The sequence below is a fragment of the Streptomyces sp. CB02366 genome (genome assembly GCF_001905905.1).
Classification (GTDB): domain Bacteria; phylum Actinomycetota; class Actinomycetes; order Streptomycetales; family Streptomycetaceae; genus Streptomyces.
Genome location: NZ_LIVT01000007.1, coordinates 239,878 through 265,396 on the forward strand (window position 1 = coordinate 239,878; position 25,519 = coordinate 265,396).

Consider the following 25,519-nt stretch of genomic DNA (forward strand, 5'->3'; position numbering starts at 1 on the left):
CGGCTGGAAGGATCGCCTCCGTGTCACCGGAGCTGGTCCGTTGGCCTGCCGATGGCCGCACCTTTCCCTTGTCGACTGGGCTAGTGGTCCACCATATTCCGGTCCGTTTGATCCAAGGGTCCGGCAGATGCTGAAATGGGGCGGTCGATGGCGCTGCGGACTTCCGCGGCGCCTTTTTCATGCGAGTTCTGCGGCGACGCGGAAGGGGTGGAAGCGTGCTGAAGAAGGTGTTCGTGGCGCCGGATCCGGGGCGGATACGGCTGCGCTTCGCCTCCCGCGCCGTGATCGGCATCGGTCTCGCGGTCGCGCTGTGCGGGCTTGTCGGGCATTCGCTGGAGGCGGCCGTCACCGGCGGACTCGCGGCTCTGCTCGCCCTCTTCACCGTGACCGACCCGACGGTGCGCGGACAGGCGGTCACCACTGCCCTGCTCCCCGTCGCCGGGCTGCCCGTCCTCGCCCTCGCCGCCGCGCTGCACGACGTGCCGGTCGCCCGCGACCTCAGCTTCCTCGCCGTGATGGGGGCGGGCGTGCACGCCCGCCGCTGGGGGCCCCGCGGGCACGCGCTGGGCGTCTTCGCGTTCATGATGTTCTTCGCCGCCCAGTTCCTCCACACCGTGCCCGCTCAGCTGCCCGAGCTGTACGCCGCCGTGGCGTTGTCACTGGGCGTCGCCTCCACCGTGCGCTTCGGCCTGTGGTGCTACGAGCGGCGGCTGCCCGTCCCGGCGTCGCCCGCTCCGCCGGAGATCGGCGGCCGGTTGCGTGTCACCACCCGGCAGGCGGTCCAAGCCACCCTGGGCGGGGCCTTCGCGCTGGGCCTGGGGCAGGCGCTGTCCGACCAGCGGTGGTACTGGGCGGTCGGTGCGACCTGGTGGGTCTTCGTCAACACGACCTCGCGCGGCGAGACGCTCGTGCGGGGATTCCGCCGGGTCCTGGGGACCGTGATCGGTATCGCCTCCGGTTTCGCCGTGGCCATCCCGCTCGACGGCGCGGCCGCCCCGACCGCTGTCGTCGTCGCGGTCGGCGTCTTCGGCATCTTCTACACGGCGGCGGTCTCGTACAGCTGGATGATGTTCTTCGTGACGGTCATGGCCGGCATGCTCTACGGGGCGCTGGGGGTCCTCGACGAGGCGCTGCTCTGGCTGCGCGTCGCGGAGACCGCCGTCGGGGCGCTCGGCGCGGCGCTCGCCGTGCTGCTGGTCCTTCCCGTCACGACGCACGCGACGACCCATTCCTGGATCCAGCGCGCACTGAGCTGTGTCCACGCGTGCACGGCCCAGGCCGCAGCCCGGCTCGCCGGCGCTCCGGGCGCCGACCCCGAGCCCCACATCGCCGAGCTCGAACTCCTGCTGGGGCGGGTACGGCTCTCCCTCGCGCCCCTGGTCCACCCCCTCAACCCGCTCCGCGCCCGCAAGGCCCGCGCCCGCAAGGTCCTGGCTCTCCTCGACGACTGCGCCCGCGAGGTCCGCGGCCTGGCTCTCGTCGCGGCCGACCCGGACGCCTCGCACGACGACCGCCTGACGGCCGCCTGCTGGCGGGTCCGGTCCGCGGTCGAGGTCCTCACCTCCTCCCGGCCCGGCACGATCCCGCCCGCATCCGCCCACGCGCACCGCTCCACCGCGGCGGACCCCGCCCTCGCCCACATCCATGACCTGGAACGCGCCCTCGCCGAACTCGTGAGCCCGCTCAGCCACGCTCCTTACGCGGCCTCGATGAACACCTGAAGTCCGCCGCCGCACCCGGCCGGCCGGCCCGGGGGCGTCTCCGCCTTTCCCCGTCCCGGAAGCCTGCACAGGGCTCCGGAGCCCAGGAGGCCGCTCGCCGCGCGGGGCGTCCCTCTCCGTACCGGCGCGGGGGGTGGTCCGGTCAGCCGGCGGCGAAGCGGCGGCGGGCGGTCTCGATGTGGGCGAGGTACTGGTGGGTCCAGGCGCACATGCCGTCGATCGTCACGCGCAGGGCCTGTCCCGCCTCGGTGAGGGTGTACTCGACGCGCGGGGGCACGACGGGATGGACCGTGCGCACGACCAGTCCGTTGCGCTCCAGCATGCGGAGGTTCTGGGTGAGCATCTTGTGGCTGATGCCCTCGATCCCGTCCCGCAGGGTGCTGAAGCGGGCGGTGCGGCCGCCGATGGTCTCGATGATCAGCAAGGCCCACTTGTTGGCGATGTCCGAGAAGACCTCCCGCGCCAGGGAGTCGGCGCGGCTCAGGTCCGTCTGATCGGGCGAGCCCGGGTAGGGCGTGGTCACCATCAGGTTCCTCCGTTACGAAAAAGTGCGTTCTTCCAGCACAGCGCACAGTTTCCTATGGTTACCGAGTATCCACAAGAGACCGGGAAGGGCCCGGTCCGGTGGGCGCGGGCCCGCGAGCCCCCCGCACGTACGGAGAATCGACGCTCATGACCATCACCCTGGTGAACCCCGACGGACTGCCGAAGACCGACGCCTACCGCCAGGTCTCCATCGCCACCGGATCGCGGCTGGTTTTTGTTGCTGGACAGGTCTCCTGGGACGCCGAGGGGCGCACCGTCGGGGCGGGCGATCTCGCCGCCCAGGTCGAGCAGAGCTACCTCAACGTCGCCACCGCCCTGGCCGGGGCCGACGCCTCCTTCGCCGACGTGGTGAAGCTGACCGTCTACGTCGTCGACTGGACGCCCGACAAGATGGCCGCCTTCGGTGAGGGCGTGGCCCGGGCCGCCGCGAAGCTGGGCGTCCCCGTCCCCGTTCCCCCGGGCACCCTGATCGGCGTCGCGGCCCTCTCCTCGCCCGACCACCTCGTCGAGATCGAAGCCACCGCCGTCCTCGGCCGACGGGCGGTCGAGGGGGCGCGGCGTGGGGAACGCCCACCGTTGAACGGCCTGGCGTGAGGCCGTCGGGCGCACGGGCCGCGCCGGAAGAAACGCAGGCCCGTCCCGCGTCGGACGCGGGACGGGCCTGGGCGTTCGGAACCAGGAAGAGGTCACGAACGGCTCAGAGGCGGGCAGGGATCACGAACGGACGGTTCACGAAAGGTCGGGGCGTTCGGTGACCCGGATGGAGTTCACCAGCGTCCTGCCCTTGCCCGAGACGAAGCGGACGTTCAGCTCGCCGTCGGCGACCTCCACCGTGTAGGTCCGCTGCAGGGCCTTGTACGACCCGGCCTCCCGGGCGATGTCCAGGCTCGGCTCGACCTCCGTGCGTTCCGCGATCACGTCGAAGACCCGTGCGGTCGGCCTGGTCGAGGACAGCTCCGCGAAGTCCAGCTCCACGGTGTACACGCCGTTCGGGACGTTGCCGAAGCGGTACTCGTACATGCCCTCGCGGGCCGTCGTGAACCGCTGGGGGTCCTGGGTACCGCTGATCTTCTGCCTGGTGGACGTCGTCTTCGACGTGCCGAGATACCCGGACGAACCGGTGAACGGCCGGTCCGGCTGCCAGCTGTCGCCGTTCGTGTCCGTCGAGGAGGAGCCGGCGCCGCTGTCGAGCGCCTGCTGGTAGCCGGGGACGACCAGCGTCACCGGAACCTTGATCTCCGGGCTGCGTCCGCTGTCGGAACGCACCAGCAGCTCCGCAGACAGGACGGTGCCGGGTGCGTGGCCCGACGTGTCGAAGCGGAGCGTCGCCTTCTGCCGGGCTCCCTGCGCGAGGTCGCCCTCGGCGGGGGAGACCGTGAGCCACGGTACGTCCTGCGCCGCGCCCCCGACGGCTTCGGCGATCGTGTACGGGGTCGGGGCGCCGGTGTTGGCCAGGGTCACCGACCGTTCCCGGGTCCGGTCGGTCGGGGCGACGACGGTGACCCGGTCCTGGTCGAGCGCGACCCGGCCCGTGGCCAGGGCCGTGCTCGCGTCGGCCACCCGGCCCGCCTCCACGGCGACGGTCTTCTTGTCACCGGTGTAACCCGCGGCCGCGAACGCGAGCGTGTGCGTGCCCGTGCCCAACTGCAGCGCGTACCTGCCGTCGGAGCCCGTCGTGGTGCTCGTCGAACCCGCGGTCACCTCGGCGCCGGACACGGGGCCGCCGTCGTTGCCGTCCTTGACCGTGCCCAGCACGACACCGGACTTCGTCGTACGGAAGGCGACGCCGAGGCCGTCGGAGAGCGCCTCCGCGTTGTAGGAGTACTCGAGGGCGTCCGTGCCCGTCGCGTTCTCGACGCCGACCGTGGCGCTCCGGCCGGTGGAGTAGCCGCCGGAGGCGTCGGAGAGGTCCTTGTACCGGTAGGTGACCGAACCGTTCTCCCCGATCTCGGCGGAGAAGGAGAACGGGGCGTCCTGGTCGTACCAGCTGACGACGTCACGCCACTCGACGACGAACGTCCGGTTGGGGTACGCGCCCTTGACCGCGGTGTAGACGCCGCCGGCGTCGGGGCGGACCAGCAGGTCGTCCCAGAACGGGTAGAGCGCCGCGTTCGGGGTGGCGGTGCGGGGCAGCGCGGTGTTGGCGTTGCTGGAGTTCGCCGCGGCGAAGTTCAGGTAGCCGTTGGTGCTGACCCAGGCCGACCGGTGGGTCTCGCCGTAGAACGGGACCGAGAACGGCAGGTCGATCTTGACGTTGGCGGCGTCGCCGCTCAGGTTCAGCTTGTCGGCGCCGGCCACCCAGGGCTCGGCTCCGGCGGCGCAGGCGGTGCCGAATCCGTCGACACGGTCGGGCAGGCGCACGTCGGCGACCGTGTCACCGGACACCGGCACCTGCGCGCTTCCCGGGGACACGCAGCGGGATCCGTGCGTGGCGTTCACCGTGTACGTGCCGTGCGGCAGAGTCGCCCGGTACCGGCCCTGGGCGTCGGCGGTGGCGGTCACGGGGGTGCCGGCGAACGACAACTCGGCACCGGCCGCGGGGCCCGCCGAGGACGTGACGGTCCCGGTCACCTTCGCGGACGGAGCGGCCACGAGGGAGAAGTCCCGCACGGTGTTCCGGTCCGCGGTGACGGTTTCGGTTCCGGCCGCGTCGGTGTGCCCGAACTTCCTGACCGTCAGGGCGTAGTCGCCCACGGACAGGGCGGGGAAGCTGTACGAACCGTCGGCGCCGGTGACGGCGGTACGGTCGATCGGTCCGTCGGCGACGACCTGGGCGCCCGCGACGGTTTCGGCGCCAGAGGTCACGGTGCCGCTCAGGGAACCGGTCGCGCCGCGCGGGGCGTCGCTCACCGCGGCGAAGGCGTCGAGCCGGCCCTCACCGAAGACGTTGTTGTCGTCCTCGGTCCCGCCGCAGGTCAGGGCGGACACGTTGATCGAGGTGTCGTCGAGGAGTGCTTCGGTGGCCGCGACGTCGCCGTGCAGGGACGCCGAAGCGGACCAGACCAGCGCGACGGCGCCCGCGGTGTGCGGGGAGGCCATCGACGTACCGCTGAGCGCGCTGTAACCGCCGCCGGTGTAGGCGGAGCGGATGTTCACGCCGGGGGCGGCCAGGTTCGGCTTGACGGTGCCGTTCTCGCCCGTACCGCGTGAGGAGAAGCTCGCGATGGCGTTGTTGCTGTCGAACGCGCCGCTCGCGTAGCTGCTGATGTAGGAGCCGGGGGAGCCCGCCGTGTTGCAGCCGGGACCGCTGTTGCCGTTGGAGAACGCGGGGAAGATGCCCGCGGTCCGCCAAGAGGTCACGATCTCCTGGTACCAGGAGTCCTGGGCGCTCGATCCCCAGGAGTTGTTCACGATGTCGGGGGCCAGGTCCGGCCGGGGGTCGGCGCCGCTCGCGTCGGTCGGCGCGACGATCCACTGTCCGGAGGCGAGCAGGGACTCGCGGGAACAGCCACTGCTCTCGCAGCCCTTGGCGGCGATCCAGGTGGCGCCGGGCGCGACACCGACCTGGTTGCCGTTGCCGTCGTCACCGACCATGGTGCCCATGGTGTGGGTGCCGTGGCCGTTGTTGTCGCACGGGTTGTCGCCGGCGCACACGTCGGCCGGGTCGAACCAGTTGTAGGCGTGGGAGAAGGAGCCGTCGGCGTTGCGCCCCCGGTACTGCTTGACGAGCGCGGGGTGGTCGTACTGGACGCCGCTGTCGATGTTGGCGATGACGACGCCCTCGCCGCGCACGCCGTACGTGCTCCACACCTGCGGGGCGTTGATCCGGTCGACGCCCCACTCGATACCGTTGACGGTCGGTTCGTCCTCGCCCTCGACCGGTTCGTCGAGCTTGATCGTCTGGTCGGCCTCGATGGACTCGACCCCGGGTAACTCAGCGATCTTCGTGGCGAGTCCGAGGTCGCCGACGACCTTGACGGAGTTGTCGATCCAGTACGGGACGGCGTCGGCCCCGGCGCCCCGGGCCGCCCTGAGGACGTCAGCCTGGCTCTCCTGCGCGACCTTCTTCTTGGCCGTGAGCACCGCCCTGGCCTTGTCCGTCTTGTTCTGCGCGCGTTCGGCGGCGGACAGTTCGGCGTCCTCGCTCATGACGACCCAGAAGGTGCTCTTGCCCTTCTCCTCCAACTGCTCGATCAGCTTCTGCTGGGCTTTGAGGCTCAGAAGCTCCTGCGCCGTGGCGGGGGCGGGCTCACCGGCCGCCGCGGTTCCGGCGCCCCAGGGCAGCAGTACCAGCGCTGTCAGGGAAGCCAGGGCGACCCGGCGTGGGGATCTTCGAAACGGTGCCATGAGTCTCCTCGGTATGCGGGGTGGCGGAGGTCCGCGAGATCTTCACGGGCTGCCGTACCACCGGGCGCGACATGTCACTCAGGGATGACGGGGGTGTGCGGAAAGTGACGGAGTCAAAGATGCCCATGTTGCTTCGTGCATGACAAGAGGGCGGTGGCCCCTTCTGCGGTGCGGGAGAACGGCGCGCGGCTTCGCCCGTTGACCGCGCTCCAGGCGCCGGGGAGGCGGACGGCCCGAGCCGGGGCCCGGGCCGCGTCCGGGCGACGCCTCCCGCCCGGTGGATCGGACCGGCGACCCGTACGCCGACCGTGACCGTTCGGCGCCCGATGCGGCTGTGAGGCGTGGGCGTGAACCGGGGCGGCCGGGCCGGGGCCGGCGCCCCGGCGCGAACGCCCGACGGTCGTACGGGGGCACCGCCCGGCCCGCGGTCAGCCGGCCGCCGGTCGCAGCCGTACCGGCAGGGTCTGGTGGCCGTTGCTGATCAGGGAGGGGAGGGGCTTCAGTTCGGCTGCGGGGACGGCCAGTTCCGCGTCGGGGAAGCGGTCGAAGAACTGCTGGAGCGCCGTGACGACCTCCAGACGGGCCAAGGGGGCGCCGAGACAGAAGTGGACTCCGTGGCCGAAGGCCAGGTGGTCCTTGGTCGGGCGGGTGAGGTCGAAGGCGTCGGCGGTCCCGCCGTGCCAGTCGGGGTGGCGGTTGGCGGCGGCGTAGGAGGCGAGGATCGCGTCGCCACGGGCGATCTTCCCGCCGTCGGGCAGCGGGATGTCCGAGAGGGCGTAGCGCAGCGGCAGGTGCTTGACGGCGGGCTCGTGGCGCAGGGTCTCCTCGACCACACTGCTCCAGTCGGCGCGGCCGGCCCGCAGGTGGGCGAGTTGGGCGGGATCGGCCAGCAGGGCCGTGATCGCCTGATCGATCACGTTGACCGTGGTGTCGTATCCCGCGGAGATCATCAGGAGCAGCGTGTCGCGCAGCTCGTCGTCGGTGAGGCCGCCGCCGTCGCCCTCCTCGTCGCGGGAGGTGATGAGCAGCGACGTCATGTCGTCGCCCGGCGCGGCGCGCTTGGACGCGATCAGGGTGTCCAGGGCGTGGTACAGCCCGGCCGTGTTGGCGGCGGCCTCCTCGACGGTCAGGGTGGTGTCGAAGACGCCGTCCACCACCGCGCGGAAGCCGTCGAGCTGGTCCTCGGGTACGCCCATGAGCCGGCCGATCACCGCGATCGGCAGCGGGTAGGCCAACTCCTGGCGTAAGTCCGCCACTTCACCGGCGGGCCGGGTGGCGAGCCCGTCCAGGAGACCGCTGACGACCTCCTCCACCGAGCTGCGCAGGCCCTGGATGCGGCGGGCGCTGAACGCCGGGGCCACCATGCGGCGCAGCCGGCGGTGGTCGCCCCCGTACGCGGTGAACATGCTGTCGACCGCCACCCAGAGCGCGAGCGGCCAGGTGGCCACCGTCTCGGCGAAGGCCGGCCAGTGGGCCCTGGCGTCCTTGGAGACCTGGGAGCTGGTCAGGAGCTCCTTGAGGAGCGCGGGGTCCGTGACCGACCACGCGGTCACCCCGAGGATGTCCACCTTGGTCGCCGAGCCGCGCTCACGCAGGGCCCGGTGCTCCGCGTGGCGGTCGGATCCGGAGGGGTCGAGGACGAGTGGCGGCTGCTCGGACATGGTGTGTCCCTTCATCGGGAGGCGGTGAGGACGAGGGGGAGGGCTCGGGCGCGCGGGGGAGGGGCCCGGCCGCCGACGCGATTCGGCAAGGACCGTGAGGTCCGTCCCGGGCGGGACGCCCGGGAGAGCACCGGCCGCCGCCCCGGCGATGAGGCGCGGGCGGGTCCGGCCGGCGGGCGGGCCGGGGCCCCGGGCCGGGTGGCGCCGCAGAGGGACCGGCGTCGGCGTCCGGCGAAGGAGGCATGACGGAACCCTAGGGCCTGTCGTCGCCCGGCGGGCGGCAGTTTGACGACAGGCCCTGAGGAGGTGGGGCCGGACCGCGCACGGGATGGCACGACTGACGGAAGGTCAAGAACGAGGAGCGGAACCGGACTCCGGCGTCGTGGCCACCGGGGCGCGGCTGGAGGATGCCGGGCGGCGCCGAGGCCGCCCGGTGGATTCGGCGAGCACTACGTCGTCGTGACCGGCGCCGAAGGGCCCTGCGGCTCCGCCGCCCCCGAGACCGCGTTCCGCGGCGGCCCGCCTCCGGCCGCCGGACACATCGGCCGACGCGGCGCCTCGACCGGTGTCGCGGGCCCGCCCTCGGGTGGGCGGTCCGAGCACGGCCTCCCGCTTCCCGGCTGCCACCCCCCCCGCAGGGTCATGGCGGGCTCCCCCGGGGACGCGCCCGCCGCCGAACCCTCTGCCCGACGTCCCTTCCGGGGCCGCGCCCAGGGCCGCCCGGCGTGGCCTGCGGGCCCTTGGCTCCGGGCGCCACCCTCATGGCCGCATTGGTCTGGACCGCAGGGGGGTGCCTGCTACCGTCGGCCGTGAAGATCGCGGCGAGGGCGGAAGCGCGGCGACGGTGGAGAGGGGTAACGCGATGATCGGCAACAGAGCCGGACGGGCATTCTTGGGATCGTTCACCTCGGCGGGCGGACTCGGCGTCACCGCCGCCGCCGTCGACCGGGACACCGGCGCGCTGACCGTGCTCGGCTCCACGGACGCCGTGCCCGACCCCTCCTTCCTCGCGGTCGGCCCCCGAGCAGGCGGAACGGTTCTGTACGCGGTCGGCGAGAGCGCGCCGGGCGTCGCCGCCGCCTTCGCCGTCGACGGGGACGTACCGGCCCTGCTGGGCACCGTACGGGCCGTCGACGGCGATGCGCCCACCCACCTCGCGGTCGCCGCGAACCACGTGGTCACCGCCAACTACACCTCCGGCAGCGTCACCGCCCTGCCCCTCCTCGACGACGGTTCGCTCGGGCCCGCCTCCTCCGTCCTGCGGCACGAGGGCAGCGGCCCGGACCCCGAACGCCAGGAAGGCCCGCACGCCCACCAGGTGCTCGCCGACCCCTCCGGGAGCTGGGTGGTCAGCGTGGACCTCGGCACCGACTCGGTCCGCGTCTGCGCCCTGGATCCCGCGACCGGGGCGCTGAGCCCGCACAGCGAGACGGCGCTGCGACCGGGCGCCGGCCCGCGCCATCTGGCCTTCCACCCCTCGGGCTCGCTCGCCTACGTACTGGGCGAGCTGGAGCCGATCGTCACCGTGTGCCGCTGGGACGCCGCGGCGGGCCGGTTCGCCGTGCTCGGAGAGGTACCGGTGCTGCCCGAGCACGAGAGGGCCGACGACGCGGTGCGCACCTACCCCTCCGAGGTGGTCGTCGCCCACGACGGCCGCTTCCTGTGGACCGCCAACCGGGGCCACGACAGCATTTCCGTGCTCACCCTCGACGAGAGCGGCGAGAAGGCCGCCCTGGCGGCCACCGTCGGCTGCGGCGGACACTGGCCGCGCGACCTCACCCTCGACCCGAGCGGCCAGTGGCTGTACGCGGCCAACGAGCGCTCCGGGAACGTCAGCTGGTTCGCCGTGGACGCCCAGACGGGCGTCCCCCGGCACGCGGGCTCCATCGAGGTCCCCGCGGCCTCCTGCGTCGTCCTCGTCTGACGGCCGCCCCCGCACAGCGCGACGGACCCGGACCGGAGGAGATCTCCGGTCCGGGTCCGTCGCGCTGTCCGGCTTCCCGGGCCGCCGCCCCGCGGCGGCGGCGTCCGGTCAGTGAACCGGGGCGCCCTGCGGCGTCGCCGGCGTGATGCCCAGCGTCGTGGCGTACAGGGACAGCACGAGCTTGCCGATCGCCGGGTACGCGCCCAGCGGCTCGGCCGTCGCGCAGCCCGCCTCCTTCGCGGCGGCGTCCAGCAGCCCGGCGTCGATCTCCGGGCCCACCAGGTACGGCGCCAGCGCCAGCTGCGCGGAACCCGAGCCCTGCAACTGCTCCGCGACCGAGGCGACCGAGCCCTCCACGTCCAGCGCGGCGGCCATCACCGGGACCGCGAGCCGGGCGGCCAGCAGCATGCCGGTGATCCCGGCGGCCTGCACGGCCTCCTCGCCGCCCACGGTGACCAGCACGATGCCGTCGGCGGCGGTGGCCACGGTGAACAGCCTGGCGCGGTCGGCGCGCGCCAGCCCGGCCTCCGACAGCCGTACGTGCAGGGCCTCGGCGAGCAGCGGGTGCGGGCCGAGCGCATCGGTCAGCTCGGCCTGCGTACCGCTCTCCATCACCGCTTGCCGTATCCGGCGGAGCAGCGCGCCGTCGGGGCCCGCGAGGAGCGGGACCACCACGGCCGGCGGGCCGGCGGGCTCGGCGACCTCGCGGCCGGCGGCGAGCGCCTGCTCGTAGCGCGCGACGCGCTCGGCGGCGGTGTGGGCGAGGATCGTGGCGAGGGTCGGGTACTCGGCGTCGTCGCCGTCCACGTAGCCGATCAGGGCGTTGAGGCCGGGCAGCTCGGAACGGGCGATGCTGATCACCTCTTCGGCCAGGCTGCGCGTGGCCGAAGAGGGGGTACCGGGAACGGCGAGGACGAGCGCGGCTGCGCCCTCGGGTGCGACCACGGGCTCCGGGCGGCGGTGCCGTCCGGACTGGCGAGGTCGCGGCATTCGTACAGGCAGGCCGGAAGCGGGCCCAGTGGGGGTGCTCATGGCGCCGCATGCTACTGGTTTTGCCTGCCCCTCTGTTCGGGGAGGGTCCGGTCGAGCGTTAACTATCCGCTTATGTCCGATGAGTGATTTACGGCCGGAGTGTCCCTGTCTGTCGGTCCGTTGTGCCCCGGTCTCCTCCCGTGCCCCTCCTCCGCGCCGCCGCTGTCACCCCGCCCCCGCTCCGTCGAGCGCGTCCGCTCGGCCGTGCCGCCCGTCCGCGTCCTCCCCGGGGACGAACAGCATCGTCGGATGGCGCGGCAGAAGCAGCTTCCCGGCTGCCAGGGCGCGCGCGATCCGGAGCGCACCGGTCAGCGGATCGCCCGCCGCCGCTGTCACCCGAGCCCCCGGCGTCAGCCGTGCCAACTCCTCGCGTACGGGGCCGACCAACGGCTCGCCCATCCGGAACAGGCCGCCCGTCAGGGCCACTTCACCGACAGCCTCGGTTCCACCGGCCGCCCCTGCGGTCGTCGGGCACACGGCGGCCGCCGCCTCGGCGATGTGTCCGGCGGCCTGCCGGAGAATGCCGGCCGCGACCGGGTCCGCTCCGGCGCACGCCGCCACCTCCGGGGCGAACGAGGCCAGCACGGCCGGCCGGTCCGAGCGCGGGTAGAGCAGGCCCGGCAGCGCCTCCGCCGGTCCGAACACGGCCCGCAACCGCTCCAGCAGCGCGGGGGAACCCCCACGCCGTCCGTCGTGGGCCCGCATCGCGGCGTCCAGCCCGGCGCGGCCGATCCACGCACCGCCGCCGCTGTCACCCAGAAGATGACCCCACCCGTCGGCCCTGCGCCACTCCTTCAGGTCCGTACCGAGAGCGATCATGCCCGTGCCGCCCGCCACCACCGCCCCGGGGCGCTGCCCCACCGCGCCCGCGTAGGCCGTCACCGCGTCGGCCGCCAACGCCAGCCGGCGCACCCCCAGCGCCTCCGCGAGCGCCCCGGGCAGCTCCGCCCTCAGCCGCTCGCCCAGGGTGGCCATGCCAGCGGCTCCGATCGCCAGCGCCGCGATTCCGCCCGCGCCGCCCCCGCCGCCCTCGTCGTCGGTCGCGGAGGCGGTCGCCTGCTCCAGCAACTCCCGGGCGGCGGGCAGCAACTGCTCCAGCAGATGCCCGGCGTCGATGCCGCCCGCCCCCGTCCGCACCGGTTCCGCGCAGACCGTCGTCGACAACGGCCCCGGCGTCCCCACCCGGCCCAGCGCCACCCGCAGCCCGGAACCCCCGGAGTCGACTCCGAGGACGTGTGCGCCGGGGCGGGGCGCACGGGTGTGCGTCACGGAAGCCGCCAGTCCACCGGCTGCGCCCCCTGGCGCGCCAGCAGTTCGTTGACGCGGCTGAAGGGCCGCGAGCCGAAGAAACCCCGGTCGGCGGACATCGGGGAGGGGTGCGCGGATTCGATCGCGGGGTAGTCGCCCAGCAGCGGACGCAGATTGCGGGCGTCACGCCCCCACAGGACCGACACCAGCGGCGTGCCCCGGGCCACCAGCGCCTTGATGGCCTGCTCGGTGACCTCTTCCCAGCCCTTGCCCCGGTGGGCGGCCGGCCGCCGGGGCGCGGTGGTCAGCGCCCTGTTGAGCAGCAGCACCCCCTGCCGGGTCCACGGGGTGAGGTCGCCGTTGGACGGCCGGGGCAGCCCCAGGTCCCCGTGCAGCTCCCGGAAGATGTTCTCCAGGCTGCCCGGCAGCGGCCGGACGTCGGGGGCCACCGCGAAGCTCAGCCCGATCGCATGCCCCGGGGTGGGGTACGGATCCTGGCCGACGACCAGCACTCTCACCTCCTCGAACGGCTGCTGGAACGCCCGCAGTACATGGGCCCCGGAGGGCAGGTACGTGCGTCCCGCGGCGATCTCCGCCCGGAGGAAGTCGCCCATAGCGGCGACGCGTTCGGCGACGGGTTCGAGGGCCTCGGCCCACCCCGGCTCGATGATCTCTTTCAACGGTCGTGCTGCCACGGCCCGCACTCTACTGCTGGTACGGCCACGGCGATCAACCGCGGTCGGCGCTCGGCCGACCGCCGGTCGCCGACTACCGTCAGCCGAGTGCCACCGCCCGTACGCACAGGACGTCCGGCAGATGCGAGGCGAGCTGCCGCCAGCTGTCCCCGTCGTCCGCGCTGGCGTACAACTCGCCGTTGCGGTTGCCGAAGTAGACCCCGGCGGGATCCGCGTCGTCGGTGCACAGCGCGTCCCGCAGCACCGTGCCGTAATGGTCCCCGTCCGGCAGGCCCCGGGAGAGCGGCTCCCAGGTGTCTCCCGCGTCGGTCGTACGGAACACCCGGCAGCGGTGTTCGGCGGGAACCCGGTCGGCGTCGGCGTTGATCGGGAAGACGTACGCCGTACCGCCGCGGTGGGGGTGCGCGACGGCGGCGAACCCGAAGTCGGAGGGCAGGCCCGCCCCGATGCCGCTCCAGTGGTCGCCGGAGTCGTCGCTGCGGAACACGCCCCAGTGGTTCTGGAGGTAGAGCCTGTCCGGGTCGGCCGCGTCCCGAGTGACCTTGTGGACGCACTGGCCGAACTCCGGGTCGGGATCGGGCAGGAAGACCGCCGAGACGCCCTTGTTCGACGGGGTCCAGCTCGCCCCGCCGTCCTTGGTCCGGAACACGCCCGCCGTGGACACCGCGACGGTGACGGCCCGGGGATCGCGGGGGTCGGTCAGCACGGTGTGCAGCCCCTCGCCGCCTCCGCCCGGCACCCACCGCGAGCGGGTCGGGTGCTCCCAGAGCGGCCGGACCAGCTCGAACGACTCGCCCCGGTCCTCGGACCGGAACAGCGCGGCGGGCTCCGTGCCCGCGTAGACCACGCCCGGCGCTTCCGGTCCCGCCGGATGCAGCTGCCACACGCGCTCCAGCGAAGCCCCCGTGGACTTCGGGAACTTCACCGCCGGCTGACGCGGCTCGGCCCAGGTCTCGCCGAGGTCGTCGGAGCGGAAGACGGAAGGGCCCCAGTGCGCGCTGTCCCCGCCGACCAGGATTCGCGGGGTGTCCCCGCGGGTGTCCACGGCCACCGAGTAGATCGCCTGCGCGTTGAAGTGCGGGCCGGTGATCTCCCACCTCCCGCCGCGCCTGCGGCCGATGAAGAGCCCTTTGCGGGTACCCGCCGTGAGCAGTACGTCAGTCATGGTCCAGGACCTCCCGGTAACGCCGTTGTGCCGGAACACCGACAGTCTGCACTCCGCCACTGACAGTGGTCCCCGCACACGCCCGGGGCCCCGGCCGGCGGACGCCGGGGAGACCGCGCCGGAGCGGGCGGCGCGGGCCCGGCGCGGCGGCGCCCCGGACGGGATCCCCGCCCTGCCCGACGCCGTGGAGGGCGAGGAGCCCCGGCCGGCCGCCGGCTGGACGGCCGCCGGACCTTGATCCCGCTGTACCGCGTCCGTCTCCCCCCCCCCGGCGGGCCCGTCCACCGCCCGGGCCGGCCGGTACTGACATGCTGGCGGAGGCCGGACGGAGGCCGGGGACACGAGGAGACGAGGAGACCACGGTGGACAGCGGGATCACGGGGGCCGACGGCCGCCCGGCGGTGGTCACGGTCACGGCGGGGGAAGGGGGCCCGGCCGCGGCCGCCCCGGGGGAACCCGCGGGGACCGCGGCGGCCGTGGGCGTGTCCGGCCCGGCCCCCGCCGCGTCGGGGGAGCCCGGTACGTCCGCCGGCACCGGGCCGGCCCCCCGCGTCGGCATCCGGTTCTCGGCCCCCGCCGGTGAGGCGGTCTGGTCCTGCACCCCCGGGGCGGCCCGGGAGCTGGCCGCCGTACTCCTGCGGGCTGCCGAGGAGACCGAGAACGCCCCCGGGGAGGACCCGGTGACGGTCGAGGCGGCCGGACTGCGGCGCGGCGACGTGCGCGACGGGGACCGGGCCATGACGGTGGAGAGCGCCCGCCTCGACGGCTCCACGGTCCATGTCACGTGGCGGTCGGGGGCGGGGCGCAGCTGGACCCAGGCGTACGCCGCCGATACCGCCGTCACCCTCAAGCGGCGGGGCCCCGAGGGGCGTTGAGGCGGGTGGCGCTCCCGTCCGCGGCGGGAGCCGCGGACGGGCGAGGCCGCGAGGGGCGCGCGGCGTCGGTAGGGTGAGCCCTGATGTTCACCAAACAGGGCCCCACCGTGCGCGAACTGGCCGTCCAGGCGCTCTCCTCGACGGAGCGCGGGTACGACCTCCTCGCCCCGAAGTTCGACCGGACGCCCTACCGGACCCCCGACCGGGTGCTCGACGCCGTGGCCCGGGCCGTGCGCGGGCTCGGCCCCTTCGACACCGGCCTCGACGTCTGCTGCGGCACGGGCGCGGGGGTGGGCGTACTCCGGGAGCTGTGCCGGGAGCGGGTGACCGGGGTCGACTTCAGCGCGGGCATGCTCGCCGAGGCCCGGGCCGCCTTCCCGCCCGGGGACACGGGACCGGCGGTGCACTGGGTACGGGCCGACGCCCGCTCGCTGCCCTTCGCCCCCGCCTTCGATCTCGCCCTGAGCTTCGGCGCGTTCGGTCACTTCCTGCCCTCCGAACGCCTCGGCCTCTTCGCCGGGGTCCACGGATCGCTGCGGGCGGGCGGGCAGTTCGTCTTCCCGATCGGCGCGCCGCCCCCGGTGGGATCGCGCGCGTACTGGACGCTGCTCGGCTTCGACGCGGCCATGCGGGTGCGCAACGCCCTGTGGCGTCCGCCGTTCGTCATGTACTACCGCACGTTCCGGCTCGGCGACGTGCTGGAGGACCTGTCCCGGGCCGGATTCACCGTGCGGCTGCAACCGCTGCCCGGCCTGGGCGCCCGCCCCGACGGCAGCCCCCGCGCCCGGCTGGTGGTGGCGGTCCGGGAGCACTGAGGGGAGCCGCCTCACGGAGCGTCCCGGCCGCCCCCGCCGGCCGGCCGGAGCTCGCGAGCTCCCGCCCGCTGGACCGGAGCCCGCAAGCGCCCGCCGGCGGGCCGGCGCCTCTGCCCCGGGCCGACCCGCCGCGCGGCCCACCGGCCGGCCCCGCACCCGCCCCGCCGCCCGGAGGCCCCGGGCGGGCTCGCGGCCGGGCTCCGTACCCCCGCTCAGCGGTCCTCGTCGCGGGCCGCGGCCAGCAGGCCGGACCAGTCGGGGATCTTCACCGGGCCGCGCCCCAGCGAACGCCCCAGCTCCGCCTCCGCGCGCTCGATCGACAGCCAGCCGCTCCACTCCACCGGCCGCAGCCCCCACCTCCGCAGCACCGCCAGCGGATCGTCCGCCGCCGTCCGCCGGGCCAGCGCGGGGGCGTCCGCCAGGAGCGAGGCCACCGTCTCCTTGGCGCAGGAGCGGTTCGAGCCGATCACGCCGGTCGGCCCCCGCTTGATCCACCCCGCCACGTACTCGCCCGGCGAAGGCGACCCGCCCCGCAGCACCCGGCCCGCCGCGTGCGGCACCGTCCCGCGCACCGGGTCGAAGGGCAGCCCCGGCAGCTCCACCCCGCGGTAGCCGACCGCCCGCAGGACCAGTCGCGCCTCGATGTCCTCGTACGCCCCGGTGTCCAGGACCCCGCCCGCGCCGTCCGGGGCCGTCCTGGCGAACCGCACCCCGGCGACCCGCCCGCCGCGCTCCAGCAGCTCCACCGGTCGCAGGAAGAACCGCAGCCGGATGCGGCGCGCGGCCCCGGCCCCGCAGGACGCCCCGCCCACCGGGCCGCCGTCCGCCGACCAGCCGCGCAGGACCTCCAGGTTCCGGCGCACCACGGCGGGCAGCACGGGCGCACCCGACGCCTCCTCCGGCGCCGTGTACGCCGGGTCGAGGGCGAGCTCCGCCGGGTCGACGAGGACCCGGGCCCCGGGCAGCGCACCCAGCTCCCGCAGCTCCTTGGTGGTGAACCGGGCCTGGGACGGGCCGCGGCGGCCCACGATGTGCACATCGCGCACCCGGCTGCGCTCCAGGGCGCCGAGCGCGGCAGGCGGCACGTCGGTGCGGCGCAGTTCGTCCGCGCCGCGGGCCAGGATCCGGGCCACGTCGACCGCCACGTTCCCCACGCCGATCACGACGGCCGAGCGCGCCTCCAGGGCGTCCCGGGCGAACGGGTCGGCGCCGACGTCCGGGTGGGCGCTGTACCAGGAGACGAAACGGGTGGCGGAGTAGCTGCCCGGCAGGCCCTCGCCCGGCACCGCCAGCGCGCGGTCCGCCGACGCCCCGACGCAGTAGACGACCGCGTGGTACAGCTCGGCCAATCGGGCGGGGGAGACCCCGTCCGGGCCGCCGACGCCGACGTTGCCCACGAAGGCGACCCGGTCGTCCTCCAGCACCGCCCGCAGACTGTTCTGCAGCGACTTGATCTTCTCGTGGTCGGGTGCGACCCCGTACCGCACGAGTCCGTACGGGGTGGGCAGCCGGTCCAGGACGTGCACCCGCACATCGGGCACGAGGGACTGCCGGAGGAGGGCCTGAGCGGTGTAGACCCCGCTGGGACCGGAACCGACGACGGCGACGGAGAGCACGGCGCACCCCTTCCCGGATTTCCCGGAGGTTGCTTCCAGCATCGCACCGCCGGGCGGATCCGCACCGTTGCGCGGGCCGTCCGGGTGCTCGGCGGCGGCTGGAAGCAGAACCCGGGGGAGCGGGAAGGCCGAAGCGCACCGGAGGCCGGGCGGCTCAGTCCATCAGCCCGCGCATCCGGTCGATCTCCACGGTCTGCTGGGCCACCACGTCGGTCGCCATCTCCTCGACGAAGACGTCGTTCCCCTCGGTGAGCGCCTCCGTGGCCATGGTGATCGCCCCCTGGTGGTGAGTGGTCATCAACTCCAGGAAGAGCCGGTCGAACGCCTTGCCCTCGGCGGCCCGCAACTTCTTCAGCTGGGCCTCGGTCGCCATGCCCGGCATCCCGGCGTGGTCGTGGCCCGGCTCGCGCTTCTCGCCGCCGTTCTTCTCCAGCCAGCCTTCCATCGCGCCGATCTCCGGCTTCTGGCCCGCCGATATGCGGTCCGCGAGCCGCTTGACGGCGTCGGAGGAGGCGCGGTCCGGGACGAGTTCGGTCATCACCAGCGCCTGTGCGTGGTGCTGGATCATCATCCGCGCGTAGCGGAAGTCCGCGGAGTTGGCGGTGTCCCCGCCGGCCTCCTCGGCGGCTTCCTCGGCGGAGAGCGTCCGCGCCGGTTCGCCCGGTCTGCCGGGCGCCACCACGCCCGGGCCGGCGTCCTTCGCCTTGCCCGACGCCCCGTCACCGCTGTCCGCGTCACAGGCGCCCAGGGCGAGGACGGCGGCAACGGCCGCCGCCGCCAGAGCGGTTGAGCGTGAAGCTGCGGACCGGCGATGGATCAACACGGCGACCTCCTGTGCCACAGGTTTTGTTGCAGACCGTCCTAGCACGCTTCCCCTGGCCGAAGATCAAAAATTTTTATTACGTCTGTGTTGCCATCTGTTGATGTGTACATGGGAGGGACGATACTGCCGGAGGTTCCTGAACCGTTCGATCCCGAACGGGGATACAAGGGAGGACGCAGTGACCTCGTTGCACACCACCCGCGTGCGGCGCAGACGTCTGGGCGCGGTGGCAGCCGCGGCCGGACTCCTCGCCACGCTGCTGACGGCCACCACAGCGGCCGCTACCCCCGACCCGGGCGACGCCCCGGCCGAACGGGGATCGGTCACCAAGAGCGAACAGGCGGAGGCCAGGGCCGCGATAGCCGGCGGCGACATCCCCGGCGTGGACGAGATCGTCCACAGCTCCAACATCAAGCACCTGACGAACGTGCCGAAGGGCGCCCTCCAGGGTCTCAACACGGACCTCGCCTTCCAGGGCAAGTACGCGTTCGTCGGCAACTACGACGGCTTCGTCATCTACGACATCAGCAAGCCGAAGAAGCCCAGGACGGTCTCCCAGGTCCTCTGCCCCGGCTCGCAGAACGACATCTCCGTCTCCGGGAACCTGCTGTTCCTCTCCACGGACTCCTCCCGCAGCGACGACTCCTGCTCCAGCACCTCCCAGCCCGCCACGGAGAAGTCCTCCTGGGAGGGCATGAAGATCTTCGACATCAGCGACAAGCGGCAGCCGAAGTACATCGCCGCCGTGGAGACCGCCTGCGGTTCCCACACGCACACGCTGGTGCCGGACGGCAAGAAGAACGTGTACGTGTACGTGTCCTCGTACTCGCCCAACGACGCGTTCCCGGACTGCCGGCCCCCGCACGACGGGATCTCCATCATCAAGGTGCCGGTCAAGGCGCCGCAGAAGGCCCGGATCGTCAACTTCCCCGTGCTCTTCCCGGACGGCGGCAACCCGGGAGCGCCCGAGAACCCGGGCGTCTCCAAGACGACCGGCTGCCACGACATCACGGTGCTGCCGTCCAAGGACCTGGCCGCCGGCGCCTGCATGGGCGACGGCCTGCTGTTCTCCATCGAGGACCCCGAGCACCCGAAGATCATCGACCGGGTCCAGGACAACGTGAACTTCGCGTTCTGGCACTCGGCGACCTTCAACCAGGGGGCGAACAAGGTCGTCTTCACCGACGAGCTGGGCGGCGGCGGCGCGGCCACCTGCAACGAGGAGATCGGCCCCGAGCGCGGCGCCGACGGCATCTACGACATCGTCGGCAAGGGCGACAAGCGCAAGCTGGTCTTCCGCAGCTACTTCAAGATCGACCGGCACCAGGCCGACGCCGAGGTGTGCGTGGCGCACAACGGCTCGATCATCCCGGTGAAGGGCCGCGACCTGATGGTCCAGGCGTGGTACCAGGGCGGCATCTCCGTATGGGACTTCACCGACTCGTCGAAGCCCGAGGAGATCGCCTTCTTCGAGCGCGGCCCGGTCACCCTCGACCGGGTCACCACGGCCGGCCCCTGGTCGGCGTACTACTACAACGGTCACATCTACTCCAGCGACATCGCCAAGGGCTTCGACGTGCTGAAGCTGGAGGACCGGCGCACCGACCCGGCGGAGCGGGTCGAGATGGACGAGCTCAACGTGCAGACGCAGCCGGACTACTTCGACCGCTGATCCGTCGGCGGGTCCCGCGTCCCACGCGTTCCGCGCAGCACTGCGGGGCCGGTGTCTCCAGGCGGTCAGCCGCCCGGAGACACCGGCCCCGGTGCGTGCTCCGCCGGAAATTCATTGACCGGTGAGCCGGGTGGGGACATGCTGGACCCCTGCGACGGAGGGCTCCGCGACACCGCCCCCGACGCGGCCCACGGCCGTGTCCCACGGGACACGGCGAGGGCGCGCCCGGATCCGGCGACGCGGGGGATCGTCGGATCCGGCGCGAGGTCTCTCCCCGCCTTCCGGCCGGGGGCCTGCCGGATCCCGGCAGCGGGGTGCGCGGGTCAGGCGGCGGTGCGGGCGCTTCCGCCGGTGGCGGCGGCCCACTCCACCAGCAGCCGCTGGTACTCCGCCTCGTCCTGCGGCGTCAGGCAACCGCCCGAACGCTGCCACAGGTCGCGGATCTCCGCGTTGACCTCGGCTGCGGAACGGGCGGACACGGACGACGGCATCGGGGACATGCCCACCAGGCTACGGCCAGGAGCGGCCCCCGACGCCCTTTTCGGGCGGGATATGCCTCACATCACGGCCCGTCCCCGCCTCCTCCCGGCGGATTCCGGTCCGGGACCAGCCCCAGGGAACGCAGGCCGTCGGGGCGTCGGTGCGCCGGCAGATGGTCCACGAACCGGACCTCGCAGCCCAGGGCCGCCGCACCACCGTCCGCACACCGGTCGTCACCGACCATCACCACCTCCGCCGGATCGCGGCCGATGAGCGAGCACGCGATGCGGAACAGACCCGCCGCGGGCTTCTGGAGGCCGTGCTCGAAGGACAGGACGTAGGCGTCGACCAGGGCGTCGAGCCCGTGGGCGCGGAAGACGGGCCGCAGGTCCCAGCCGATGTTGCTGACCACGCCCACCGCGATCCCCGCCCTCCGCAGCCCCTCCAGCACCTCCACCGCGTCCGGGTAGGGCCGCCATGCCTCTGGCCGCATATGGCGGGCGTAGAGCGCGTCGTACAGCCCCGGATCGGGCAGGGCGACGCTCCGGGCCAGAGCGGTGTACGCCTCTCGGTGCAGGGCGGCGCTCAGGTCCCGTCGCGCCATCGCGTCCGCCAGCCCCTCCGGCACCCGGACGGGAGCGGGGCCGCCCGGGAGGGCGCCGGCCTCAGTGAGCCCGGTCACGCACCGCTCGAACTCGTCCGGCGGAACGCTGAGGCCCTTCTCGCGCAGCACGGCCGCGAACCAGTCCCGGACCGGCTCGATACGGAACAGGGTTCCGGAGAAGTCGAACAGGACGCCTCTGATCACCATGAAGCACTCCTCCTCCGGGGCGCCGCGTACCGGGCGTACCCCAGGGCGCAGCACGCGACGACGGCCACCCCCAGCAGCGCGCCGCCCACGACATCGGTCAGCCAGTGCACCCCCAGGTAGACGCGGGTCGCGGCCACCCCGACCGCCGAGACCACCGCGATGACCAGGGCCGCCCGCCGGACCCCGGCCCCGGCGCCGTACAGCCGCAGCAGCCATACCAGCAGTCCGCAGCTCACCACCGCCGTCATGGCGTGCCCGGAGGGGTACGCGGCGTAGTGGGCGGAGTCCACCGGGTCGGGCCACTCCGGGCGCTCGCGGCCCACCACGGCCTTCAGCCCCTGCTGGAGGAGCGTGCCGAGCAGGCTCGTCACGGCCACCCAGAGGGCGAGCACCCGGGCCCCCCGCCACCACAGGGCGACCACGGTCACCGCGATCAGGGCGCGCATGGTCCAGGGATCCCACACCCAGTCCGTCAGCACCCGGCTCACCTCGACCAGGCCGGGATCGGCCACCGCGTGCCGGTGGAGGGCGTCGGCGACGGCCCGGTCCAGAGCCATCAGCGGCGACCAGCGCGCCGCCACCACGAGGAGCAGGACCAAGGCCGCCGCGCCGCTGAGGGCCGCGGTCCACGGGGCCGCCGGGGGACGGGGGGAACGGGCCGGGGGAGAGGAGTGGGGGGAAGACATGGGGCGATCCTCGCGGAGGACCCGGCCGCGGAGCCACCCCCGCGACCGGACGCACCGGATTGTCCCGGTACCCGGAGTGCTGTTCCGGCGCGGTGGGGGCCGGGTCGCGGAGCGCCGGGAGACCGTCGCACGGCGGCCGAGCCGCCCGCGCGCCTCAGCCCAGGGCGCGAAGGCCCGGGACGAAGGCCACGACCACGGGGACGACCGGAACCAGCGCGGCGGCGGCCGTCAGCCGGAGCCTGCGGCCCGCCGTCAGCCGCTCGACCGGGGCGAGCAACCGATCGACCCGGCGGGGCACTTCGGCCTGCGGAGTGGGGCAGGGGCCGAACACCCCGCGGTCCTCGTTGAGTCCGACCAGGGCGAGCGCGGTCGTGAGGCGGCCGAAGCGGCGGGAGGCCACGTCGTCGGCGGCCAGTTCGACCAGCCGGTGCATCTCGTCGCGGAACGCGGCGAAGACCGGAACCTGCGGGAAGCCGTTCGCCAGCGCCGAGGAGCAGTGCAGCAGCCAGTCGTGCCGGGCCCGGGCGTGACCCTGCTCGTGGGCGAGCACGGCGTCGAGCTGGCGGCCCTTCAGGCGGCCCAGCGCCGCGGTGGTGATGACGAGTCGCGGGGCGGCCCCGGGCAGCCACCAGGCGTCGGGACGTTCGCCCTCCAGCACCACGAGGCGGTCCGCACCGGGCTCCTCGCCGGGCATCAGCGGGGCGCGCACCAGCAGTTCCGTGCGGCGCCGCTCGCGTCGCCGCCGCGCCCGCCGGATCTCCCGCAGGAGCATCGCACCGCTCCACAGCCCGCCGAGCGCCAGCAGCACCGCGATGACCGCCGACCACGGTCCGTACGCCGCCAGCGCGTACGCCTCGACCACGGCGTGCGGGGCGGGGGCGAAGACGTGGCCGCGCACCGCCTGCCAGGCGGCGGCCGCGCTGAACGTCATGGACAGGGCGAACGAGACGAGGACTCCGGCCACCACGCACTGCCACACCCACAGGGCCACGACCGGCTCGCGTTCCGGCCACCGGGCGCGTGCCATCACGCGCGGGGTCGCCAGGGCGGTCAGTGCACCGAGCAGGAGCAGCGCGAGGGAGACCAGCATGTCCTCACCCTATGAGCGGGCCGCCCCCCGGGGTACGGCCTCGACCGGCAAGTGACGCAGACCACTGCCGCAGGGGGCTTCTGTCCCACACCCCGTCTCACAGAGTGAGCAGCATGGCGAACATGCCGATCCCCATCGTCAGCCGGCAGGCGGTCGCCATCTCCGGCCCGCCGGCGGCCCCGCCTCCGAAATCTCCCGCGCCGTGCCCCCCGGAGCCCGTGCCGCCCGCCGGGACCGCGGCGGTCTTGGGCAGCAGGCGGCCGGCCGAGCCCAGGACGTAGAAGACGTAGTAGACGAGCAGCGCCCCGGTCAGCAGGGGTATGCCCCCGGCTCCCGCCGCTCCATGCCCGGTGTGCTGGCTCCCGCCGTTCCCCGTCGCCCCGGGGGCCATCGCCACCGCCATGTAGACCATGGCCAGCGAGCCGACGAGGTGGTGCAGGTGGTGGCCGCCGCGCAGGGCCGGCCGCGACGCCCGCAACGCGGCCGCGCCGAACAGCGTCGCGTACGCCGCCCACGCCCAGGGCGGGGGCGGCACCGCCGCCGCCGGTACGGCCATCGCCGCCATGCCGAACCCCATGGTCGCCTCCGCGCGCGCGGTGCGGCGCTCCCGGGGCGTCCCCGTGCGGGCGCGCAGCAGGCAGTAGGCTCCGCTCACCGCGCACAGCGCCATCAGCAGCCAGCCGGTCTGGGCCCCTCCGTGCACGCCGTGCCCCCCCGATCCGAGGTTCGGTCCTGTTGCGGGTCGACCGGATCGATGCCCGGCGGACCGCCGACGAACCAGGCGCACGGGGGTGTGAAGGGGGTGCGCCCGGGGTGTGCCGGGGGCGCTCCGGGTCGCGTTACGCTCGACCGCACGTGCGACGGCACAGCCCGCGACCGCAGGCGCGGCAGCGCGAGACCCCGTACGGCAGTAGAGCGGCAGCGCAGAAGAAAACAGCAGAAGAAGCAGAGGAACGGAGCGCCCCACCATGGACACCGCCACGCCCCGCGACGCGGCCCGGCTGACCTTCCGCGACGCGACCGGGGACGACGCTCCGGCGCTGGTGGCCCTGGTCGAGTCCGCCTACCGGGGCGACTCCAGCCGGGCGGGCTGGACCACCGAGGCGGACATCCTCCAGGGGCAGCGGACCGACGAGCAGGGGGTGCGCGAGGTCATCGACGCGCCGGGGAGCAGGCTGCTCGCCGTGGAGCGCGACGGTGAGCTGGTCGCCTGCTGCCAGCTCGAACACCGAGGCGCCGCCGCCTACTTCGGCATGTTCGCGGTCCGGCCCGGCCTCCAGGGCGGCGGACTCGGCAAGCTGATCATCGCCGAGGCGGAGCGCACCGCGAAGGAGAGCTGGGACGTCGCCGAGATGCACATGACGGTGATCTCGGTGCGCGACGACCTGATCGCCTGGTACGAACGGCGCGGCTACCGCCGTACGGGACAGCTCACGCCCTTCCCGTACGGCGACGAGCGCTTCGGCGTCCCGCAGCGCGACGACCTGGCCTTCGAACTGCTCGTCAAGGACATCTGACGGCGGCCCCCTCCGGGCGGCCGGGGCGGCTCACCGGGCCCGTGGGAGCACTCGGCCCCTCCCGCCCTGACCGCCCCGGACGGGAGCCGGCCCGGGGCCTCAGGCCGTGAAGCGTCCGGTGCGGCGGATCTCGGGGAAGTCGGTCGTCGCGCCGTCCAGGCCCAGCGCCCGCGCGAGCCGCAGCTGGTCCTGGGTGTTCACCACCCAGCCGATCACCTTCACGCTCTCCGCGTGCGCCTGCTCGACCACCTCCAGGGTGAGGCGGCGGATGTTCAGCGCGAGCGTCGCCGCGCCCGCCGCCTTCGCCCGGTCCACCACGTCCGCCCCCCAGCGGCTGGCGATCAGGACCGTGCGCACCCCCGGTACCAGCCGGGAGATCTCCACCACGGCCTCGTCGTGGAACGAGGAGACCTCCACCCGGCCGACGAGGTCGCGCTCCCGGATCACGTCCGCCAGCGCGCGGGCCGCCGCCACGTCCTTGATCTCCGCCTGGAGCGGGGAGGCGACGGCTTCCAGCACCTCCTCGAAGACGGGGATCCGCTCGCCCCGGCCGGCGTCCAGCTCGCGGAGTTCCGCCAGGGTCATGCCCGCGATCGGCCCGGTCCCGTCCGTGGTGCGGTCCACGTCGGCGTCGTGCATCACGACGAGCGCGCCGTCCTTGCTGAGGTGGAGGTCCAGCTCGACGGCGTCCATCCCGCACGCCTCGGCGCGGACGAAGGAGCGCAGCGTGTTCTCGGGCTCGACGCCCATCACTCCGCGATGGCCCAGGGTGAGAAATGACAAGGCGACCTCGTTTCCGTCGGCGGTTTCCCGTCAACTGCTCCTGCCCGCGCTGAGGTACGGCGATACGGCACC

General features: G+C 73.9%; 21 protein-coding genes and 1 pseudogene. 7 read left to right on the top strand and 15 right to left on the bottom strand.

The annotated features are described in order from the left end of the window. The first annotated feature begins 215 nt into the window (after positions 1-215). The gene (locus AMK24_RS21985; RefSeq protein WP_073770539.1) at positions 216-1,721 is read left to right on the top strand and encodes an FUSC family protein; all 1,506 of its coding nucleotides are present in this window, start codon (positions 216-218) and stop codon (positions 1,719-1,721) included. 142 nt (positions 1,722-1,863) lie between these two features. Here the strand turns inward: AMK24_RS21985 and AMK24_RS21990 are convergent, their stop codons facing one another. Next, complete coding sequence (locus AMK24_RS21990) at positions 1,864-2,247, bottom strand: winged helix-turn-helix transcriptional regulator (protein ID WP_073770540.1); 384 nt, start codon at positions 2,245-2,247, stop codon at positions 1,864-1,866. Positions 2,248-2,393: 146 nt separating this feature from the next. Between AMK24_RS21990 and AMK24_RS21995 the strand changes: the two are divergent. Next, a pseudogene (locus AMK24_RS21995) lies at positions 2,394-2,801 on the top strand (RidA family protein); the annotation flags it as partial. A 195-nt stretch (positions 2,802-2,996) separates the two neighbouring features. On the opposite strand, the gene AMK24_RS22000 reads toward AMK24_RS21995, so the two are convergent. Further along, on the bottom strand, positions 2,997-6,554 hold the full coding sequence (locus AMK24_RS22000; RefSeq protein ID WP_073770541.1) for a S8 family serine peptidase: 3,558 nt from the start codon (positions 6,552-6,554) through the stop codon (positions 2,997-2,999). 428 nt (positions 6,555-6,982) lie between these two features. Further along, the gene (locus tag AMK24_RS22005; RefSeq protein WP_073770542.1) at positions 6,983-8,215 is read right to left on the bottom strand and encodes a cytochrome P450 family protein; all 1,233 of its coding nucleotides are present in this window, start codon (positions 8,213-8,215) and stop codon (positions 6,983-6,985) included. A gap of 862 nt (positions 8,216-9,077) precedes the next feature. On the opposite strand from AMK24_RS22005, the gene AMK24_RS22010 reads away from it, so the two are divergent. Beyond that, complete coding sequence (locus AMK24_RS22010; protein WP_073770543.1) at positions 9,078-10,139, top strand: lactonase family protein; 1,062 nt, start codon at positions 9,078-9,080, stop codon at positions 10,137-10,139. Positions 10,140-10,247: 108 nt separating this feature from the next. On the opposite strand, the gene AMK24_RS22015 is transcribed toward AMK24_RS22010, so the two are convergent. The 4 genes from AMK24_RS22015 to AMK24_RS22030 form a co-directional block, all read right to left on the bottom strand. Continuing rightward, a complete protein-coding gene (locus tag AMK24_RS22015; RefSeq protein ID WP_073770544.1) occupies positions 10,248-11,171 on the bottom strand; it encodes a sirohydrochlorin chelatase in 924 nt (307 codons plus the stop codon). Between the two features lie 165 nt (positions 11,172-11,336). Further along, on the bottom strand, positions 11,337-12,440 hold the full coding sequence (locus AMK24_RS22020) for an N-acetylglucosamine kinase (RefSeq protein WP_073770545.1): 1,104 nt from the start codon (positions 12,438-12,440) through the stop codon (positions 11,337-11,339). Next, positions 12,437-13,114, bottom strand: coding sequence for a uracil-DNA glycosylase (locus AMK24_RS22025; protein ID WP_073770582.1), 678 nt, complete (start codon positions 13,112-13,114; stop codon positions 12,437-12,439). The genes AMK24_RS22020 and AMK24_RS22025 overlap by 4 nt, the downstream gene beginning before the upstream one ends. A 79-nt stretch (positions 13,115-13,193) precedes the next feature. Next, positions 13,194-14,279 (bottom strand): WD40/YVTN/BNR-like repeat-containing protein, encoded by a 1,086-nt coding sequence (locus tag AMK24_RS22030; protein WP_073770546.1) that lies wholly within the window; start codon positions 14,277-14,279, stop codon positions 13,194-13,196. A 362-nt stretch (positions 14,280-14,641) separates the two neighbouring features. Between AMK24_RS22030 and AMK24_RS22040 the strand changes: the two genes are divergently transcribed. Together AMK24_RS22040 and AMK24_RS22045 are read left to right on the top strand one after the other, a co-directional pair. Then, the gene (locus AMK24_RS22040) at positions 14,642-15,154 is read left to right on the top strand and encodes a hypothetical protein (RefSeq protein WP_079190582.1); all 513 of its coding nucleotides are present in this window, start codon (positions 14,642-14,644) and stop codon (positions 15,152-15,154) included. An 83-nt stretch (positions 15,155-15,237) separates the two neighbouring features. Then, the gene (locus tag AMK24_RS22045) at positions 15,238-15,969 is read left to right on the top strand and encodes a class I SAM-dependent methyltransferase (RefSeq protein WP_073770548.1); all 732 of its coding nucleotides are present in this window, start codon (positions 15,238-15,240) and stop codon (positions 15,967-15,969) included. A 212-nt stretch (positions 15,970-16,181) separates the two neighbouring features. On the opposite strand, the gene AMK24_RS22050 is transcribed toward AMK24_RS22045, so the two are convergent. Together AMK24_RS22050 and AMK24_RS22055 are read right to left on the bottom strand one after the other, a co-directional pair. After that, positions 16,182-17,585, bottom strand: a complete 1,404-nt coding sequence (locus AMK24_RS22050; protein ID WP_073770549.1) for an FAD-dependent oxidoreductase — start codon at positions 17,583-17,585, stop codon at positions 16,182-16,184. Between the two features lie 154 nt (positions 17,586-17,739). Then, positions 17,740-18,426 carry a DUF305 domain-containing protein gene (locus AMK24_RS22055; RefSeq protein ID WP_079190583.1) on the bottom strand — a complete coding sequence of 229 codons (687 nt, stop codon included), beginning with the start codon at positions 18,424-18,426 and terminating at the stop codon, positions 17,740-17,742. Positions 18,427-18,586: 160 nt separating this feature from the next. On the opposite strand from AMK24_RS22055, the gene AMK24_RS22060 reads away from it, so the two are divergent. Then, complete coding sequence (locus tag AMK24_RS22060; RefSeq protein ID WP_073770551.1) at positions 18,587-20,080, top strand: LVIVD repeat-containing protein; 1,494 nt, start codon at positions 18,587-18,589, stop codon at positions 20,078-20,080. 323 nt (positions 20,081-20,403) lie between these two features. Here AMK24_RS22060 and AMK24_RS34285 read toward each other — a convergent pair whose 3' ends face one another. The 5 genes from AMK24_RS34285 to AMK24_RS22080 form a co-directional block, all read right to left on the bottom strand. Beyond that, a complete protein-coding gene (locus AMK24_RS34285) occupies positions 20,404-20,580 on the bottom strand; it encodes a hypothetical protein (protein WP_199876478.1) in 177 nt (58 codons plus the stop codon). 62 nt (positions 20,581-20,642) lie between these two features. Next, positions 20,643-21,371, bottom strand: a complete 729-nt coding sequence (locus AMK24_RS22065; RefSeq protein WP_073770552.1) for an HAD family hydrolase — start codon at positions 21,369-21,371, stop codon at positions 20,643-20,645. After that, entirely contained in the window at positions 21,365-22,057 is a 693-nt protein-coding gene (locus AMK24_RS22070; protein WP_073770553.1) for a phosphatase PAP2 family protein, read from the bottom strand. Before AMK24_RS22070 ends, AMK24_RS22065 begins: the two co-directional genes overlap by 7 nt. A gap of 154 nt (positions 22,058-22,211) precedes the next feature. After that, complete coding sequence (locus AMK24_RS22075) at positions 22,212-23,147, bottom strand: M56 family metallopeptidase (protein WP_073770554.1); 936 nt, start codon at positions 23,145-23,147, stop codon at positions 22,212-22,214. A 97-nt stretch (positions 23,148-23,244) separates the two neighbouring features. Next, entirely contained in the window at positions 23,245-23,850 is a 606-nt protein-coding gene (locus tag AMK24_RS22080) for a DUF5134 domain-containing protein (RefSeq protein WP_073770555.1), read from the bottom strand. A gap of 265 nt (positions 23,851-24,115) precedes the next feature. On the opposite strand from AMK24_RS22080, the gene AMK24_RS22085 reads away from it, so the two are divergent. Continuing rightward, positions 24,116-24,664, top strand: coding sequence for a GNAT family N-acetyltransferase (locus AMK24_RS22085; RefSeq protein ID WP_073770556.1), 549 nt, complete (start codon positions 24,116-24,118; stop codon positions 24,662-24,664). Positions 24,665-24,763: 99 nt separating this feature from the next. Here the strand turns inward: AMK24_RS22085 and AMK24_RS22090 are convergent, their stop codons facing one another. Further along, positions 24,764-25,447, bottom strand: coding sequence for a glycerophosphodiester phosphodiesterase (locus AMK24_RS22090; protein ID WP_073770557.1), 684 nt, complete (start codon positions 25,445-25,447; stop codon positions 24,764-24,766). Positions 25,448-25,519 lie beyond the last annotated feature (72 nt).

Coding starts and splice junctions, on each gene's coding strand:
- AMK24_RS21990 (WP_073770540.1), bottom strand. CDS start 2,247: ATGGTGACCACGCCCTACCCGGGCTCGCCCGATCAGACGGACCTGAGC.
- AMK24_RS22000 (WP_073770541.1), bottom strand. CDS start 6,554: ATGGCACCGTTTCGAAGATCCCCACGCCGGGTCGCCCTGGCTTCCCTG.
- AMK24_RS22005 (WP_073770542.1), bottom strand. CDS start 8,215: ATGTCCGAGCAGCCGCCACTCGTCCTCGACCCCTCCGGATCCGACCGC.
- AMK24_RS22010 (WP_073770543.1), top strand. CDS start 9,078: ATGATCGGCAACAGAGCCGGACGGGCATTCTTGGGATCGTTCACCTCG.
- AMK24_RS22015 (WP_073770544.1), bottom strand. CDS start 11,171: ATGAGCACCCCCACTGGGCCCGCTTCCGGCCTGCCTGTACGAATGCCG.
- AMK24_RS22030 (WP_073770546.1), bottom strand. CDS start 14,279: ATGACTGACGTACTGCTCACGGCGGGTACCCGCAAAGGGCTCTTCATC.
- AMK24_RS22045 (WP_073770548.1), top strand. CDS start 15,238: ATGTTCACCAAACAGGGCCCCACCGTGCGCGAACTGGCCGTCCAGGCG.
- AMK24_RS34285 (WP_199876478.1), bottom strand. CDS start 20,580: ATGTCCCCGATGCCGTCGTCCGTGTCCGCCCGTTCCGCAGCCGAGGTC.
- AMK24_RS22065 (WP_073770552.1), bottom strand. CDS start 21,371: ATGGTGATCAGAGGCGTCCTGTTCGACTTCTCCGGAACCCTGTTCCGT.
- AMK24_RS22070 (WP_073770553.1), bottom strand. CDS start 22,057: ATGTCTTCCCCCCACTCCTCTCCCCCGGCCCGTTCCCCCCGTCCCCCG.
- AMK24_RS22075 (WP_073770554.1), bottom strand. CDS start 23,147: ATGCTGGTCTCCCTCGCGCTGCTCCTGCTCGGTGCACTGACCGCCCTG.
- AMK24_RS22085 (WP_073770556.1), top strand. CDS start 24,116: ATGGACACCGCCACGCCCCGCGACGCGGCCCGGCTGACCTTCCGCGAC.